Here is a 17374-nt window from a genome sequence, read left to right on the forward strand (position 1 = left end):
CCAGCTCAAGACGCGGGACGGCCTCGGGGCACCGTTTCTCCGACCGGTCCCCACGTCACGGATTCCAGCACGGAGGCAGCGGGCCGGGCGCACGCGTTTTCCACTGAACGCAAGGAAGATTTGCCGCCCGTACCGTGGACCGCAAGACTCCAAGGCCGAGCGGGGCGCACGGGCTCGCGGCCGGAACGTCGCGCGTTCGTCGCGTACCCGCATACGGACCCCCTCCCACGACCGAGGACTGGCGACAACGTGCAGCAATTCACGGTTCATCGCGGAACGGCTGCGCCGCTTCGGCGCCGCGACATCGACACGGACCAACTGATCCCCGGCGAGTACTGCAAGCGCACCGGGCGCACGGGATACGCCGACGCCCTCTTCGCCAACTGGCGTGAGGAGCCCGGCTACCTGCTGGCCAAGCCGGAGTACGCGGACGCGTCGGTGCTCATCACCGGACCGAACTTCGGCATCGGATCGTCCCGGGAACACGCCGTCTGGGCATTGCTGGACCATGGTTTCCGGGCCGTGGTCGCCCCCTCGTTCAGCGACATCTTCCGGGGCAACGCGCTCAACAACGGGCTGCTGTCGGTCGAGATTTCACCGGCAGCGGTCGAACGCTGCTGGCAGCTCGCCGAGGACGACCCCGCAGCGATTTTCACCGTCGACCTGGAAAGCTGTGTGCTGCGCTGCCGTGATGCCGCATTCCCCTTCGCCGTGAACGAGTACAACCGCCGTATGCTGCTGCGCGGTTGGGACGACATCACCATGACCCTGTCCCATGAATCCGCTATTGCCTCCTATGAGGAGAAGCGGCCGGCGTGGCTCCCCCGCACCCTGCTCGCCGTGTAGAAGCGGCGATCGGCATGCGGATTCGCGCAGTACGCCCGATGTGAACTACTGCTCCGTCTCGGGAAATGAGACAGGGTTCCTTGCCGATGAGGATGCTGGGCATGATCGTTGCGGGCTGCCGAGTGCGGGCCGTCGACCGCGCCCCCTCATGTCGCCCACCGAGCACCGGGGACGACAAGGGGTTGTGTCGTGGAGTTGGACGCATTGGACCGAGCACTCCTCCGCGCTATCCAAGCGGATGCGCGGAGAAGCAACCGGGACTTAGCCTCAGCCGTTGGCGTTGCGCCCTCCACCTCTCTGGAGCGGCTCCGCACGCTACGGCGCCGCGGCGTCATCCGCGGCTTCACCGCCGAGGTCGACCTCGCGGCGCTGGGACGTCCGGTGCAAGCGCTCGTGGCCGTCCGCATCCGCCCGCCGTCGCGGAAAATTCTGGAGGAGTTCCGTGAGTGGGTCCGCACCCTTCCCGGGATCGTCGGACTCTTCGTCACCACCGGGGACCACGACTTTCTGTTGCACTTGGCGGTGCCCGGCACGGACCACCTCTATGCCTTCGTCATCGATCGGCTGACGGAGCGCAAAGAGGTGGCGGATGTGCACACCTCGATCGTCTACGAGCACTTGGAAACCCAGATCATCGACCCGGCCGTGACGTCCGAATCCAAACCATCGCGACGCCGTAACGAGAGATGAGATCCGTCATGCCCGGGGTGTGCAGCCGGAACCCGTACCGGCTGCACACCCCGTGCGCTGTCACCCGGGGTTCGTGCCGAGGGCCTTCCCCTCCTCTTTTCCACTGGCCGACAAGGCCGGATGGCAGCCCTGCGTTCGTCCGTAACGTGAAGCACCGCGCCGGACGGTCGTACACCGTCCGGGATGTGCTGCGCCAAGAAAGGAAAAAGCGATGGGACGGACACTCGCGGAGAAGGTCTGGGACGATCATGTCGTCCGGCGCGCGGAAGGCGAGCCCGACCTTCTCTTCATCGATCTGCACCTGCTGCACGAGGTCACCAGCCCGCAGGCCTTCGATGGTCTGCGTAAGGCGGGTCGTCGGGTGCGTCGGACGGATCTGACCATCGCCACCGAGGATCACAACACCCCGACCCTCGATATCGACAAGCCGATCGCCGACCCGGTTTCGCGCACGCAGCTGGAGACGCTGCGCAAGAACTGTGCGGAGTTCGGGGTGCGGCTGCACCCGCTGGGCGATGTCGAGCAGGGCGTTGTCCACGTCGTGGGACCGCAGTTGGGACTGACCCAGCCCGGCACCACCGTGGTCTGCGGTGACAGCCACACCTCCACCCACGGCGCCTTCGGCGCGCTGGCGTTCGGCATCGGCACCAGCCAGGTCGAGCACGTCCTGGCCACCCAGACGCTGCCGCTGGCCCCGTTCAAGACCATGGCGATCACCGTGGACGGTGAGCTGCCCGAGGGCGTCACCGCCAAGGACCTGATCCTGGCGATCATCGCGCGGATCGGCACCGGTGGCGGCCAGGGCTACGTCCTGGAGTACCGCGGCCCGGCCATCGAGAAACTGTCGATGGAAGCCCGGATGACCATCTGCAACATGTCCATCGAGGCGGGCGCGCGGGCCGGCATGATCGCCCCCGACAAGACCACCTTCGACTACCTGCAGGGCCGCGACCACGCCCCCCAGGGCGAGGAGTGGGACGCCGCGGTCGCCTACTGGAAGACCCTGCGCACCGACGAGGACGCGGTCTTCGACGCCGAGGTGCACATCGACGCTTCCGCGCTGGCGCCGTTCGTCACCTGGGGCACCAACCCCGGCCAGGGCGCACCGCTTTCGTCCAGCGTCCCCGACCCGGCTTCGTACGAGGACGCCTCGGAGCGCTACGCCGCCGAAAAGGCCCTGGAATACATGGGGTTGACGGCGGGCCAGCCGCTGCGCGACATCACGGTGGACACCGTCTTCGTAGGTTCGTGCACCAACGGCCGCATCGAGGACCTGCGCTCCGCGGCCGCGATCCTTCAGGGCCGCCAGGTCGCCGACGGCGTACGGATGCTGGTCGTGCCCGGCTCGGTCCGCGTCTCCCTGGAGGCCGTCGCCGAGGGCCTGGACAAGGTCTTCACCGCCGCCGGCGCCGAATGGCGGCACGCGGGTTGCTCGATGTGTCTGGGTATGAACCCCGACCAGCTGGCGCCCGGCGAGCGCTCCGCCTCCACCTCCAACCGCAACTTCGAGGGCCGCCAGGGCAAGGGTGGCCGCACCCACCTGGTCTCGCCGCAGGTCGCCGCCGCAACAGCGGTTCTCGGCCATCTGGCCTCACCGGCCGATCTCTCTGACGTCGCCGTCGCCACGCCCGCGGGAGTCTGAACCATGGAAGCCTTCACCACCCACACCGGCCGGGCCGTCCCGCTGCGCCGCAGCAATGTCGACACCGACCAGATCATCCCTGCTCACTGGCTCAAGAAGGTCACCCGTGACGGGTTTGAGGACGGGCTGTTCGAGGCCTGGCGCAAGGACCCGGAGTTCGCCTTGAACCAGGAGCGGTACAAGGGCGCCACCGTGCTGGTCGCCGGCCCCGACTTCGGTACCGGCTCCTCGCGTGAGCACGCCGTCTGGGCGCTGCAGAACTACGGTTTCAAGGCCGTTATCTCCTCGCGTTTCGCCGACATCTTCCGCGGCAACTCGCTGAAGAACGGGTTGCTGACGGTGGTCCTGCCGCAGGAGACCGTCGACCGTCTCCAGCAGCTGCTGGAGGCCGACCCCAGCGCCGAGGTGACGGTCGACCTGGTCGGCAGGCAGGTCCGTGCCGAGGGCATCACCGCCGACTTCGAGCTGGACGAGAATGCGCGTTGGCGCCTCCTGGAGGGGCTGGACGACATCAGCCTCACCCTGCAGGACGCGGACACCATCGCGAGGTACGAGGCATCCCGCCCCGCCTTCAAGCCGCACACGCAGACCACTGACGAGATCCGCAGCATTCGCCTCGCAGTGATCCCCGGTGACGGTATCGGCCAGGAAGTCGTGGCCCAGGGCCTGAAGGTTCTGACCGCGGTCCTCCCGCAGGACGTCAAGCTGGAAACCAAGGAGTACGACCTCGGTGCCCGGCGATGGCATGCGACCGGTGAGACCCTGCCGGACGAGGAGCTGGAGTCGCTCAAGCAGCACGATGCGCTGCTGCTCGGTGCGATCGGTGACCCGTCGGTGCCGTCCGGTGTGCTGGAGCGCGGGCTGCTGCTCAAGCTCCGTTTCGCCTTCGACCACTTCGTGAACCTGCGCCCGTCGAAGCTGTTCCCGAACACCTCCACGCCGCTGGCCGGCCGTCCCGACATCGACTTCGTCGTCGTCCGTGAGGGGACCGAGGGTCCGTACACGGGCAACGGCGGCTCGCTGCGCACCGGCACCCCGGCCGAGGTCGCCACCGAGGTCAGCCTCAACACCGCCTACGGCGTGGAGCGCGTGGTGCGCGACGCGTACGAGCGGGCCAACGCCCGCCCCCGCAAGAAGCTGACGCTGGTGCACAAGAACAACGTGCTGGTCTACGCGGGCCACATGTGGAAGAACATCTTCGACAAGGTCGGCCAGGAGTACCCCGAGGTCACCACCGACTACCTGCACGTCGACGCCGCGACGATCTTCTTCGTCACCCAGCCCGAGCGGTTCGACGTGATCGTCACCGACAACCTCTTCGGCGACATCCTCACCGACCTCGCCGCGGCCGTCACCGGCGGCATCGGTCTGGCCGCCTCCGGGAACATCAACCCGACCGGCGAGTTCCCCTCGATGTTCGAGCCGGTGCACGGCTCCGCACCGGACATCGCCGGCACCGGCAAGGCCGACCCGACCGCAACGGTCCTCTCCGTCGCCCTGCTGCTGCGCCACCTCGGCTACGCGCCGCAGGCCGCCCGCATCGAGGAGGCCGTCGCGGCCGACCTGGAGGCCCGCGGCGACGCCCCGCGCACCACCGACGAGATCGGCGACGCCCTCGCCGCCCGGGTCTGCTGACCCGCCGGTCCTGACCACCTCACCGCCGCATGCAGAAAGGCGCCCCTGACGGGCAAAAGCCCAGTCGGGCGCCTTTCTGCACGCCCTCGGAAGAAGCGGCGCTTCGGGGGTGTACCTACGTCCCGGGAGCGTTGTCTCGTATCGAGGCGCCGAGGTCGGCGTCGAGTCACGCCGCCCTGCTCGTTGTCGACCCGTAAATCAGGGGGCTCCGATGCCTCGTATGGGCGGGAGTTGGCGACTGTCGCCGTGAACGTGACATAGGCGCGTTCACGTGTGCCTTACATACGCTTTACTTCTTCACCACAACGACACATGTTGACATCCGCCCCTTTGGGCAGAAGGACGCCGTAGTGATACCTCATGCCCGAAAGGCCCTGTCAATCAGCCTTGTTGGCGCAATGGCGCTGTCGGCTGTGATGGCCGGGCTGACCCTCGCGCAAGCCGCCCCGCAGGACGATCCGCCCCCCGCAGCAGCAACCGAAATGCCCTCCGCCGTCGAGGACTTCAGCTACCCGAACGCCGGGCGGCCTGTCATTGCCGGAAGCGAAAACGGCTCTCTATGAGAGTATATCCTGGCGTGATCAGCATGTCGGATGGCAGGAAATGCAATCTCCGCTCGACGATGGACTGAATTAAAATCTTCGCCGTTCGTGGATTTGCCGCCGCGTAGCAAATCCGAAGCCCCGCGAGTCACGCCTGGCGGGGCTTCAGCTTGGGGTGCAGGGCAGCCGGCAAGGGAATCGACCACGGTGCTCGCCAGGACGGCACTGCGAAGGACGGAGGAGTCCACCGCGTAACGGTGCGACGGATGCGGGCGTTACGGGGGATACCTTGACTGTGAGCGAGCCGAACGAGAGGCGTCTGCCCGGCGAAAGCCCAGGTCAGACGCCTCTTTTCATGCGCTTAGAAGAACCCCAGCTTCTTCGCCGAGTAGCTCACCAACAGATTCTTCGTCTGCTGATAATGATCCAGCATCATCTTGTGGGTCTCCCTGCCGATTCCGGACTGCTTGTAGCCGCCGAAGGCGGCGTGCGCCGGGTAGGCGTGGTAGCAGTTGGTCCATACGCGGCCGGCCTGGATGGCGCGGCCGGCGCGGTAGGCGGTGGAGCCGTCGCGGGTCCAGACGCCGGCGCCCAGGCCGTACAGGGTGTCGTTGGCGATGCCGATGGCGTCCTCGAAGTCGGAGAACGGTGCCACGGCCACCACGGGGCCGAAGATCTCCTCCTGGAAGACCCGCATGCCGTTGTTGCCCTCGAAGATGGTCGGCCGGACGTAGTAGCCGCCCTCCAACTCGCCGCCCAACTCGGCCCGGGAGCCGCCGGTCAGGATGCGGGCGCCCTCCTTCTGGCCGATGTCCAGGTAGGAGAGGATCTTCTCCAGCTGGTCGTTGGAGGCCTGGGCGCCGATCATCGTGTCGGTGTCCAGCGGGTGTCCCTGGACGATCTTCTCGGTACGGGCCACTCCGGCCGCCAGGAAGTCGTCATAGTGCCCGCCCTGGATCAGCGCCCGGGACGGGCAGGTGCACACCTCGCCCTGGTTGAGGGCGAACATGGTGAAGCCTTCCAGCGCCTTGTCGTGGAAGTCGTCCGCCTTCGACGAGACGTCGTCGAAGAAGATGTTGGGGCTCTTGCCGCCCAGTTCGAGCGTCACCGGCCGCAGATGCTCGGACGCGTACTGCATGATCAGACGGCCGGTGGTGGTCTCGCCGGTGAAGGCGACCTTCGCGACCCGGGGGCTGGAGGCCAGCGGCTTTCCGGCCTCCGCGCCGAAGCCGTTGACGATGTTCACCACGCCCGGTGGCAGGAGATCGGCGATCAGGCTCATCCAGAAGTGCACCGAAGCGGGGGTCTGTTCGGCCGGCTTGAGGACCACGGTGTTGCCGGCGGCCAGTGCGGGGGCGAGCTTCCAGGTCGCCATGAGGAGGGGGAAGTTCCAGGGGATGATCTGGGCGACGACGCCGAGCGGCTCGTGGAAGTGGTACGCGACGGTGTCCCCGTCGATCTCCGACAGCGAGCCCTCCTGCGCGCGGATGGCGCCCGCGAAGTAGCGGAAGTGGTCGATGGCGAGCGGGATGTCGGCCGCCAGGGACTCCCGTACGGGCTTGCCGTTCTCCCAGCTCTCCGCGACCGCCAGCTTCTCCAGGTTCTGCTCCATCCGGTCGGCGATCTTGTTGAGGACGGCGGCGCGATCGGCGGCGGGGGTGCGGGCCCAGCCGGGCGCGGCCGCGTGAGCGGCGTCGAGGGCCCGCTCGACGTCCTCGGCCGTGCCCCGGGCGACCTCCGTGAACGGCTGTCCGTTGACCGGCGTCGGATTCTCGAAGTACCGGCCCAGCGCCGGCGCGACGAACTCGCCGCCGATCCAGTGGTCGTAGCGGGGCAGATAGCTCATGACGGCGTCGGCGGAACCCGGGCTGGCGTAACGGGCCATGGGGCGGCCTCCCAATCGCTCTCGGCGCGGTGCCCGCCATTCCCGTGCGACGGGCGATGTGCGCAGGCTAGGGCCGCGGAGGTTGCGGGAAGGTTGCGACGCGCGAGGGGACGCGGGCCTCCGCGCCGGCCCGGGAACCGCCGGTCAGGCCGTATGCGGCGCGCAGCCGGTCGGCCGTGGCCATGGGGGCGGCGCGAGCCGGGGAGCGCTCCGGCAGGGCGTCCACCAGGGCCTCCCAGATCGTCAGGTCGTCCTCGCCCCAGGGGGTGCGCGACCATTCGCGGAGCAGACCGGGGTCGTGCGCGCCGAGCAGCGCACACCGGGTCCGGTCCTCCAGCGCACCGCGCAGCCGCTGGATGCCCGGTGCCTCCGACAGCGGCAGCAGCGGACCGCGGTAGGCGGCCAGCGCGGAGTGCACCTCGCCGGCCGCCAACGCCTCCTCGACCGTGCGCACATCGGTCTCGACGGGCCGGCTGAGCCGGTACGGACGGGAGTGGAGCAGGGTGCCTACGAGCTGCCGCAGCCGGGACAGCTCGGCCCGCAGCGTCACCGGGCGCACCGCGCGCTCGCCGTACAGCAGCACCGAGAGCTGATCGCCCGTGAGCCCCTCGGGGTGTTCGGCCAGCAGCACCAGGATCTCGCTGTGCCGCCGGCCGAGCCGCAGCCGCTCCCCGTCCACGACCAGCAGCGCCTCGTCCCGGCCGAGCGCCGACAGACACACGCCCCACTCCGGTACGCCGGCGGCGAGATGAGCCTCCGCGGCGCGTGCGGTGGCCTGCACCAGGGCCAGGCTGTGCGGGCTCGCCAGATGGTCGCCGCCGGTGATGTCCACCGCGCCCAGCAGCCGCCCGGTCCGCGGATCGTGCAGGGGAGCGGCGGCGCAGGTCCAGCGCTGCACCTGCCGGTTGTAGTGCTCGGCGGCGAAGATCTGTACGGCGTGATCGGCGGCGAGGGCGGTGCCCGGGGCGTTGGTGCCGGCGTGCCGCTCGTCCCAGCGGGCGCCGACGACGAAGTTCATCCGCTCGGCGCTGCGCCGCACCCCGCGGTGCCCCTCCACCCACAGCAGCCGTCCCTGCGGATCGCAGACGGCCAGCAGATGGGCGCCGTCCTGCGCGAAGCTGCCCAGCAGCTCCCGGAAGACGGGCATGGCGCGGGCGAGCGGATGCCCGTCCCGGTAGGCGCCCAGCGCGGGCTCGTCCAGCTCGATGGGGGCGGCGCCGTCCGCTGCGGCATGGGCGTCCGCGGAGCGGCGCCAGGAGTCGGCGACCACTTGGCGCACCGGCGGTGCGACGGTGCCGTCCGCCACGAAGGCCGCATGGGCCCGGCGCACCGTGCGGGTGCGCTCCACCGGATCGGCACCGGCCTCCATCGCCAGCCAAGGGTTGACCACGTGACACCTCTTCGATGCGGCTCCTGCTCCTTGGGGCGATGGTGCTCGTACGGGGCGCAGCCGTAAACCCCACGGGGGCGCATGCGGGACTCGCGCCCCCCCGGTGGAGCGATTGCCAACGCACCTGTAGTGGCGGCTGGTTGCCGGCGTGCCGCCTCACCATCCTTGTCCCGGCCGCCCGCACCCTCCGCGGCGGCGCCATGCGGCCGTTCCGTACACGCCGGCCGGGCGGGAGAAACCGCCTCCCGCCCGGCCGGCCCGCGTCGTCTCCGTGCTACCTGATCGCCTTGATCAGCTCGCCGCCCGCGGTGTCGCCGCTCAGTTCCCAGAAGAACGTGCCGCCCAGGCCCTGGGCGTCCTTGAAGGCCATCTTGCCGGCGATGGTCTGCGGGGTGTCATAGCTCCACCACTGGTCGCCGCACTTGGCGTAGGCGGTGCCGCCCACCGTCCCGGTGGCCGGGCAGCGGGTCTTGAGCACCTTGTAGTCGTCGATGCCGGCCTCGTACTTGCCCGGTGCCGCACCGGTCGCCGTGCCGCCCGGAGCGTCCTGGGCGACGCCCGACCAGCCGCGGCCGTAGAAGCCGATGCCCAGCAGCAGCTTGCCCGCCGGCACACCGAGGCCCTTGAGCTTGGTGAGGGTGTCGGTGGTGTTGAAGCCGGCCTTCGGAATGCCGTGGTACGAGGTGAGCGGGGAGTGCGGGGCCGTCGGGCCCTTGGCGTCCCAGGCGCCGAAGTAGTCGTAGGTCATCGGGTTGTACCAGTCGACGTACTGGGCCGCGCCCGCGTAGTCGGCGGCGTCCATCTTCCCGCCGGCCGAGGCGTCCGCGGTGATCGCCGCGGTCACCAGATTGTTCCGGCCGAACTTGGACCGCAGCGCCCGCATGACGCCGGTGAAGGCGTCCTTGCCGCTGGTGTCGCAGGTCAGGCCGCAGGCGTTGGGGTATTCCCAGTCGATGTCGATGCCGTCGAAGACATCTGCCCAGCGCTTGTCCTCGACCAGGTCCAGGCAGGACTGGGCGAACGCGTCGGGGTTCTTGGCGGCCTCGGTGAAGCCGCCCGACCAGGTCCAGCCGCCGAACGACCAGATCACCTTCAGGCCCGGGTGCAGCTTCTTGAGCTTGCGCAGCTGGTTGAAGTTGCCGCGCAGGGCGCCGTTGTCCCAGGTGTCCGCGGTGCCGTCGACGCTCTGGTCGGCGGTGTACGCCTTGTCGTAGTCGGCGTAGGAGTCACCGATGGCGCACTTGCCGCCCTGCACGTTGCCGAAGGCGTAGTTGATGTGGGTCAGCTTGGCCGCCGACCCCGAGGTCTCGATGTTCTTGACGTGGTAATTGCGGTCGTAGACACCCCAGTTGGTGAAGTATCCGACGACCTTGTTGCCCGCTGCGGCCGGTGCCGTCCGGGGCGCGGCGGCCGTGGCCGGGTGGTGCGCGGTGGGGGCGCCGGTGGGGACGGCGGAGGCGGGGCCGGCGAGCAGGGTGCCGGCCAGCGCCGCCGTGCACAGCGCGGTGGCGGCGGCGATCAGTCTGCGTGGTGAGTGCATCCGGGGCGGTCTGAGCATGTCGTCTCTCCTCGGAGGGGGGCGAGGGATGGTGCCTGACCTGACCTGCGTTCCGAATTGGCATGAACGCGTTGAACGTTGCAGGAAAGGTAGAAGGACTAGACCAGTGCGTCAATGGTTCGGACCAATTTCCCGGCCGCGGGGAACGAGGCCCCATCCCCGCGGCCGGTGATGATCAACCCGTGACGCGGAGCCTCCGATCGGGCATACTCCTAGCGCCACAGTCGCAGGTCATCGCCTTCCGAGACCCGGAAAGCGATCATCGGACCGGCATTATGGAAACCGGCACCGCACGCCCACCCCGCGCGCGAGTCGCCGCAGCGCCCGACAGGGAGGAGAGCGCCGCCATGACCGAGTACGGCCCCCGGCCGGTGGACCGCAGGTTGCCCACGGAGGAAGCCCGCGATCTGCTGACACTCGTACGCGAGCTTGCCGAGCGCGAGATCAGGCCCACGGCGGGCGAGGAAGAGGACGCCGGCCGCTTCCCGCGCGAGACCTTCACCCTGCTGTCCGAATCCGGTCTGCTCTCGCTGCCCTACGACGAGGAATTCGGCGGCGGTGGCCAGCCCTACGAGGTCTACCTCCAGGTCGTGGAGGAACTCGCCGCCGCCCGGCTCACCGTCGGCCTCGGCGTCAGTGTGCACACCCTCGCGTGTCATGCCCTCGCCGGATTCGGCACCAAGGAGCAGCGCGCCGAACACCTTCCGGACATGCTCGGCGGCGGCCTCCTCGGTGCGTACTGCCTCTCCGAGCCCTCCTCGGGCTCCGACGCCGCGTCCCTGACCACCCGGGCCACCCGCGAGGGGGACATCTGGACCCTGGAGGGCACCAAGGCCTGGACCACCCACGGCGGCGTGGCCGACTTCTACACCGTGCTGGCCCGCACCGGCGGCAGCGGCGCCCATGGCATCACGGCCTTCCTGGTCCCCGGCGACGCCGAGGGCCTGAGCGCCGCGGCGCCCGAGCGCAAGATGGGCATGAAGGGCTCCCCGACGGCCCAGCTGCACTTCGACGCCGTCCGCATCCCCGACGCCCGCCGCCTCGGGGACGAGGGCCAGGGCTTCGCCATCGCGCTGTCCGCCCTGGATTCCGGGCGGCTGGGCATCGCGGCCTGTGCCATCGGCGTCGCCCAGGCGGCGCTGGACGAGGCGCTCGCGTACACCGCCGAACGCCAGCAATTCGGGCGCCCGATCCTCGACTTCCAGGGTCTGCGCTTCATGCTCGCCGACATGGCCACCCAGATCGAGGCCGGCCGCGCGCTCTACCTCACCGCCGCCCGGCTGCGCGACGCCGGACTGCCGTTCTCCAAGGAAGCGGCGATGGCCAAGCTGTTCTGCACGGACACCGCGATGCGGGTGACCACCGACGCCGTCCAGCTCCTCGGCGGCTACGGCTACACCCTCGACTTCCCGGCCGAGCGCTATATGCGCGAGGCCAAGGTCCTGCAGATCGTCGAGGGCACCAACCAGATCCAGCGGATGGTCATCGCCCGCCACCTCGCGGGGCCGGAAACGCGCTGAGAGGGAGCGGGGGCGGGCCGGGGGTGACCTCGGCCCGCTCCGTGCTGCGCGATCCGCCCCGCGCGCGTCAGGGGCCTGGCCGTCCGCCGGTAGCTGACGTACCGTCAACTCCCGCCGCGGGGCCGGACGTTCCTGCGGCGTCCGCCGACCGCGCGCGCCCAGGAGGAGACCGTGCCCGACCGCCCGATCGCGCTCGACGAGTACCCGATCCACCAGGTCCCGCTGTCCATGCGGCACGTCGCCACCGGTGACCGCAACGCCTACGACCGCTGCATCTTCCACGTCATGGACCACTCCGGCCGCGCCCTGCTGATCGCCGGCCTCGGGGTCTATCCCAACACCGGCGTCATCGACGCCTACGCCACCCTCCGCCTCGGCGACCGGCTGCACGCCGTACGGGCCTCCGACGCGCTCACCGACGACCGCCTCGCACTCACCGTCGGCCCGCTCACCATCACCGTCGAGGAGCCGCTCGCCCGCCTCCGGTTGACCTGCGCCGCGGACCCCGACGATCCGGACGGCCTGGCGTACGACCTGACCTGGTCCGCGGCGTTCCCGGCCACGTGGGAGCCGCACCACACCCAGTACCGAGGCGACCGGCTGACGCTCGAAGGCCGGCGGTTCGTCCAGGCCGGCACCTGCACCGGGCGTATCCGCGTCGCGGGGCAGGAGCTCGCCGTCACGGCGGGGGAGTGGACCGGCACCCGCGACCGCAGCTGGGGGGTGCGCCCGATACCGGGCGAGGACGGCGGGCGGGCCGACGAGGAATGGCGGCCCGAGGGCTTCCACTGGATCTGGTGCCCGGTGCGCTTCGACGACTGCTTCGTGATGGTCATCGTCCAGGAGGACGCCGACGGCCACCGCACCCTGAACGAGGCGGTCTCGGTCCGCGGCGACGGCGCCCGCGACGTCCAACTCGGCTGGCCGCACACCGACATCAGCTACCGCCCCGGCACCCGGCACCCCGAACGCGCCGTCCTCCACCTCACCGGGCCCGACCGCACGCCCCGCGAACTCACCGCCGAGATCCTCACCTCCTCGCCCCTTGCCGTGGGTGCCGGCTACCTCCCCGCCGACGACTGGCAGCACGGCACCTGGCGCGGCCGCGGCTGGACCGACCGCCGCAGCTACGACCTCTCCGACCCGGCCGCACACCCGCTCGCCGCATACGGCGTCACCGACCACGCCGCCCGCTTCACCCTGGACGGCCGGACCGGTCACGGCATCTTCGAACACGGCAGCTTCGGCCGGCACGATCCGAGTGGCTTCACCGGCTACGACTCGGTCGCGGGGGAGGCCGGACGGTGACGGATCACCCGCTTCCCGCGGCCTCGGACACCGACCGCTCCGCCGCCCCGGCCGCGGCGCGTCCCCGCACCACCACCCGCGACCCCGAGGTGCTCACCCGCCGTCTCACCGCCTGGCTCGGCACCCGGCTCCCCGGCGCCCGCGCCCTGGCCGCGACCGTCCCGGACGCCAACGGGATGTCCAGCGAGACCCTGCTCTTCGACATCGACCACCCCGAGCCGCCGGAGGCCGCCTGCGCGCTGCGCCTCGCCGCCGACCCCGCCGCGTACTGCGTCTTCCCGCGGTACGACATGGCGCGGCAGTACCGCACCATGCGCCTGGTCGCCGCCCATACGGACGTCCCGGTGCCCCGCACCCTCTGGCTCGAAGAGGACCCGGCGCACCTCGGCGCGCCGTTCTTCGTCATGTCCCGCGCCGCCGGCCGGGTCCCGCCGGACGTCATGCCCTATACGTACGAGGGGAATTGGCTCCATGCCGCCACCGGCGCCGAGCGCGACCGGCTGGAGGCCGCCAGCGTCTCGGTGCTCGCCCGGCTGCACGACCAAGTCCCGCTCGCCGCGGCCGGCTTCCTCGCCACGCCGGGCACCGGCAGTGCACTGCACCGGCACGTCGAGTCCCAACGTGCCTACTACGCCTGGGTGGTGGACGGCCGGCCGCGTTCCCCGCTGATCGAGCGGGGCTTCGCCCGGCTCGCCGACCTCTGGCCGCCGGATCCCGGGGAGACCGTACTGAGCTGGGGAGACGCCAGGATCGGCAATATCGTCTACGACGGCTTCGAGCCGGCCGCCGTCCTCGACTGGGAAATGGCGGCTTTGGGCCCGCGCGAACTCGACCTGGGCTGGATGATCTATCTCCACCGCTTCTTCCAGGACCTGGCCGAAGCCGGCGGACAGCGGGGACTGCCCGGCTTCCTGTGCCGTGACCGCGTCGAGAGCCGCTATGCCCGGCTCACCGGGCACCGGCCCCGCGACATGGAATTCCACACCCTCTATGCGGCCCTGCGGCACGCCATCGTCATGCTGCGGGTGGCCTACCGCCGGATCCACTTCGGCGAGGCGCCGGCTCCGGCCGACGCCGATGCGCTGATCCTCCACCGGGACACCCTGGAGGCGATGATCGAGGGCCGCTACTGGTGAGGCCGCAGCGCCCGTACGGACGGGCGCGGAGGGGCACTCAGGCGCGCGGACGCATCCGCGGCACCCGGACCGGCCGGGTGCCCGGGCCGCCGACGTGCGAGAACGGCTGGCGGCGCCAGTCCAGGCCGGCCGGCAGGGTCAGCAGCACGGCCGCGTCCTGCTCCTGAGGGGTGTCCAGGGTGTCCTCGGTCTCCGGGGCCTCGGACGCCGCCCGGCCGGAGCCCTGGCACACCGTCAGGCCGAACGGGTTCCACGGCGAGGGGCACCGGGCGTGCTCCGGGAGGATGTCCTCGTCCGCCAGCAGCGCGATCGGCTGGCGGCAGTCGGGGCAGGTCACACGGTAGATCTCATAGGTGTCGAACGAGTCGTCCTCGCCCACGGCGCCGAGACTTTCGCCCTCCTGGGCGCCGGCGTTCGCGGCAGCGGAGTCCTGCTTAAGGCGTCGCATGATGTCCATCCCCCTCGGGTGGGCCGATCGGATCGCTGACTTCCTGTGACGGGCGGTCCTGGCCACCACCAGCAATTCCCTTCATGCCGCGCGCATAATCGCGGGCACCCGGCGGACACCGGTTCACCCATGTGGCATTGGTCACACAACCCGGCGCGAGGGTGTCCACGAGCCGGCGCGCGGTGCGCATCTGCGCCCGCGCGCAGTAGGTTGAACGGGTGGAGGAGTTGGACCGACAAATCGTGGAGCTGCTCGTCAAGGACGGGCGGATGAGCTACACCGACCTGGGCAAGGCCACCGGCCTGTCCACCTCGGCGGTGCACCAGCGGGTGCGCCGCCTGGAACAGCGCGGTGTCATACGGGGCTATGCCGCCATCGTGGACCCCGAAGCCGTGGGCCTGCCGCTCACGGCCTTCATCTCGGTCAAACCCTTCGACCCCAGCGCGCCGGACGACATCGCCGACCGCCTCGCCGAGGTGCCCGAGCTGGAGGCCTGCCACAGCGTCGCCGGCGACGAGAACTACATCCTCAAGGTCCGGGTGGCCACCCCGCTGGAGCTGGAGCATCTGCTCACCCGCATCCGCACCCTGGCCGGCGTCTCCACCCGCACCACCGTCGTGCTCTCCACGCCCTACGAGGCCCGCCCGCCGCGTATCTGACCGTTGATCGCCCCCCGCGCGCGGCCCGCCCCCGCGCAGGGGCCAAACTGTCCGGTATGAGCGAGCACGTTCCCGAACCGGCCCCTTCCCGCCCGGCCAAGCAGCACTTTTCCCGCCCGGCCCGGTCCCGCACTGTCCTGCTGCGCGGTGGCGAGGTGCACAGCCCCGCGGACCCCTTCGCCACCGCCATGGTCGTGGAGGGTGACCGCATCGCCTGGGTCGGCGAGGAGGGCGCGGCCGACTCCTTCGCCGACGGCGTCGACGAGGTCGTGCAGCTCGACGGTGCGCTGGTCACCCCGGCGTTCACGGACGCACATGTGCACACCACGGCGACCGGGCTGGCGCTCACCGGGCTCGACCTGTCCGGCGCCGCCACCCTGCCCGAGGCGCTGGCCCGGATCCGTGCCTACGCCGACGCCCGCCCCGCGGACCGGGTCCTGCTCGGGCACGGCTGGGACGCCGCTGTCTGGCCGGAGGACCGCCCGCCGTCCCGCGCCGAGCTGGACGAGGCCGCCGGCGGCCGCCCGCTCTATCTCACCCGGGTCGATGTGCACTCCGCGGTCGTGACGACGGCGCTGCTGGACCTGGTGCCCGGCGTGCGCGAACGGACCGGATTCCGCGCCGACGCCCCGCTGACCGGCGACGCCCACCACGCGGTGCGCAAGGCCGCGTACGCCACCCTCACGCCCGCCCAGCGCACCGAGGCCCAGACCGCCGCGCTCGCCCGGGCCGCTGCGCTCGGTATCGGCACCCTGCACGAGTGCGCGGGCCCGGACATCTCCGGCGAGGACGACTTCACCGGGCTGCTCGCCCTCGCCCGGGAGGGGGCCGGCCCGCGGGTGGTCGGCTACTGGGCCGAGGTGGTCGCATCCGCAAAGGATGCGCAGCGGATCCGCGAGCTCGGGGCGATCGGCGCCGCGGGCGATCTGTTCGCCGACGGCTCGCTCGGATCGCACACCGCCCACCTCCACGCCCCGTACGCGGACTCCCCCGGCCACACCGGCGTCGCGCACCTGGACGCCGAGGACGTCGCCGCCCACGTCGCCGCCTGCACCGAGGCCGGGCTCCAGGCAGGTTTCCACGCCATCGGGGACGCCGCCCTCACCAGCGTCGTCGACGGCGTACGGGTCGCCGCCGAGCGCGTCGGCCTGGGCCGGATCCGCGCCGCCCGGCACCGCGTCGAACACGCCGAGATGCTCACCGAGCGCACCATCGCCGGCTTCGCCGAGCTGGCTCTGACCGCCTCCGTCCAGCCCGCCTTCGACGCGGCCTGGGGCGGCGAGGACGGGATGTACGCCGCCCGCCTGGGCGCCGACCGGGCCCGCACCCTCAACCCGTACGCCGCGCTGCTCAAGGCGGGTGTCCCGCTCGCCCTCGGGTCCGACAGCCCCGTCACCCCGCTCGACCCCTGGGGCACCGTCCGCGCCGCCGTCTTCCACCGCACCCGTGCCCACGGCATCTCCGCCCGCGCCGCGTTCACCGCCCACACCCGCGGCGGTTGGCGCGCCGTCGGCCGTGACGACGCGGGCGTCCTGGTGCCCGGCGCGCCCGCCGACTACGCGGTCTGGCGCACCGGCGAGCTGATCGTCCAGGCGCCCGACGAGCGGGTGGAACGCTGGTCGACCGACCCCCGCTCCGGCACCCCCGGCCTGCCCGATCTCACCCCCGGCAACGACCTCCCGGTGTGCCTGACCACGGTCGTCGGCGGGCGAACGGTCTTCGGGCCGCCGAACGAGTGACATCGCGCGGGCAGGTGCCGCCGCGGACCGTGCTTGGCGCTCCTTGGCTCTTCTGGGGGCGCTCGGGGCTGACCTGGGGCGACGCGAAACGACGCAGGCGGAGCACCTGTTGACAGCAGACGGTCGGCGGCCGGTAGGTTCGGCCGAGTCCACCACAGGACGTCCGACCGGGAGACCTCCGCGCAGTCGTCGAACGCAGCTGGGCCATGGGGCGGTGTGCCACTCGGCACGCCACCACTGGGAGCCAGGTCCAGCACCAGCGGCACGGGGCGACGGAACGTCTCGCCCGATCGGCAGGTGCGACCCGGGTGGGGCCCGGACGCTCAGTAGACAACGGCTCTCGGTCGACCCGCAGCCAGCGGGTCCCAGGTCGGCC

The 17374-nt window shown here is 71.0% G+C and carries 13 protein-coding genes and 1 pseudogene; 10 read left to right on the forward strand and 4 right to left on the reverse strand.

Annotation, left to right across the window (positions count from 1 at the left end; genetic code table 11):
- Positions 1-249: 249 nt before the first annotated feature.
- The 5 genes and pseudogenes from leuD (BKA18_RS33190) to BKA18_RS33210 all read left to right on the forward strand — a co-directional run bounded on the left by leuD (BKA18_RS33190) (position 250) and on the right by BKA18_RS33210 (position 4813).
- Positions 250-846 (forward strand): 3-isopropylmalate dehydratase small subunit, encoded by a 597-nt coding sequence (leuD, locus tag BKA18_RS33190; RefSeq protein ID WP_366046450.1) that lies wholly within the window; start codon positions 250-252, stop codon positions 844-846.
- Between the two features lie 189 nt (positions 847-1035).
- Positions 1036-1536 carry an Lrp/AsnC family transcriptional regulator gene (locus BKA18_RS33195; RefSeq protein ID WP_366046451.1) on the forward strand — a complete coding sequence of 167 codons (501 nt, stop codon included), beginning with the start codon at positions 1036-1038 and terminating at the stop codon, positions 1534-1536.
- Positions 1537-1747: 211 nt separating this feature from the next.
- Positions 1748-3178 (forward strand): 3-isopropylmalate dehydratase large subunit, encoded by a 1431-nt coding sequence (leuC, locus tag BKA18_RS33200; RefSeq protein WP_429638633.1) that lies wholly within the window; start codon positions 1748-1750, stop codon positions 3176-3178.
- A gap of 3 nt (positions 3179-3181) precedes the next feature.
- Positions 3182-3763: pseudogene (gene leuD / locus BKA18_RS33205) on the forward strand (3-isopropylmalate dehydratase small subunit); the annotation flags it as partial.
- A 15-nt stretch (positions 3764-3778) separates the two neighbouring features.
- Positions 3779-4813: a 3-isopropylmalate dehydrogenase gene (locus BKA18_RS33210; RefSeq protein ID WP_429638788.1), complete on the forward strand. Its 1035-nt coding sequence runs from the start codon at positions 3779-3781 to the stop codon at positions 4811-4813.
- Between the two features lie 903 nt (positions 4814-5716).
- On the opposite strand, the gene adh is transcribed toward BKA18_RS33210, so the two are convergent.
- The 3 genes from adh to BKA18_RS33225 all read right to left on the reverse strand — a co-directional run bounded on the left by adh (position 5717) and on the right by BKA18_RS33225 (position 10188).
- Positions 5717-7240, reverse strand: coding sequence for an aldehyde dehydrogenase (adh, locus tag BKA18_RS33215; protein WP_366047194.1), 1524 nt, complete (start codon positions 7238-7240; stop codon positions 5717-5719).
- A 67-nt stretch (positions 7241-7307) separates the two neighbouring features.
- Entirely contained in the window at positions 7308-8630 is a 1323-nt protein-coding gene (locus BKA18_RS33220; protein ID WP_366047196.1) for a GAF domain-containing protein, read from the reverse strand.
- Between the two features lie 274 nt (positions 8631-8904).
- The gene (locus tag BKA18_RS33225; RefSeq protein WP_366047197.1) at positions 8905-10188 is read right to left on the reverse strand and encodes a glycoside hydrolase family 18 protein; all 1284 of its coding nucleotides are present in this window, start codon (positions 10186-10188) and stop codon (positions 8905-8907) included.
- Between the two features lie 347 nt (positions 10189-10535).
- Here BKA18_RS33225 and BKA18_RS33230 point away from each other — a divergent pair, with 347 nt between their 5' ends.
- The 3 genes from BKA18_RS33230 (at position 10536) to BKA18_RS33240 (ending at position 14152) form a co-directional block, all read left to right on the forward strand.
- A complete protein-coding gene (locus tag BKA18_RS33230) occupies positions 10536-11708 on the forward strand; it encodes an acyl-CoA dehydrogenase family protein (RefSeq protein WP_235445723.1) in 1173 nt (390 codons plus the stop codon).
- A gap of 171 nt (positions 11709-11879) precedes the next feature.
- Positions 11880-13016, forward strand: coding sequence for an Rv3169 family protein (locus BKA18_RS33235; RefSeq protein ID WP_366047198.1), 1137 nt, complete (start codon positions 11880-11882; stop codon positions 13014-13016).
- Positions 13013-14152: a phosphotransferase family protein gene (locus BKA18_RS33240; protein WP_366047199.1), complete on the forward strand. Its 1140-nt coding sequence runs from the start codon at positions 13013-13015 to the stop codon at positions 14150-14152. The genes BKA18_RS33235 and BKA18_RS33240 overlap by 4 nt, the downstream gene beginning before the upstream one ends.
- Before the next feature lie 37 nt (positions 14153-14189).
- Here the strand turns inward: BKA18_RS33240 and BKA18_RS33245 are convergent, their stop codons facing one another.
- Positions 14190-14609 (reverse strand): hypothetical protein, encoded by a 420-nt coding sequence (locus BKA18_RS33245; protein ID WP_358915109.1) that lies wholly within the window; start codon positions 14607-14609, stop codon positions 14190-14192.
- Between the two features lie 209 nt (positions 14610-14818).
- Between BKA18_RS33245 and BKA18_RS33250 the strand changes: the two genes are divergently transcribed.
- On the forward strand, positions 14819-15259 hold the full coding sequence (locus tag BKA18_RS33250; RefSeq protein WP_003984197.1) for an Lrp/AsnC family transcriptional regulator: 441 nt from the start codon (positions 14819-14821) through the stop codon (positions 15257-15259).
- Between the two features lie 56 nt (positions 15260-15315).
- The gene (locus tag BKA18_RS33255) at positions 15316-16998 is read left to right on the forward strand and encodes an amidohydrolase (RefSeq protein WP_366047200.1); all 1683 of its coding nucleotides are present in this window, start codon (positions 15316-15318) and stop codon (positions 16996-16998) included.
- The last annotated feature ends 376 nt before the right edge of the window (positions 16999-17374 follow it).

The organism is Streptomyces auratus, assembly GCF_050433025.1.
Classification (GTDB): Bacteria; Actinomycetota; Actinomycetes; order Streptomycetales; family Streptomycetaceae; genus Streptomyces; species Streptomyces sioyaensis.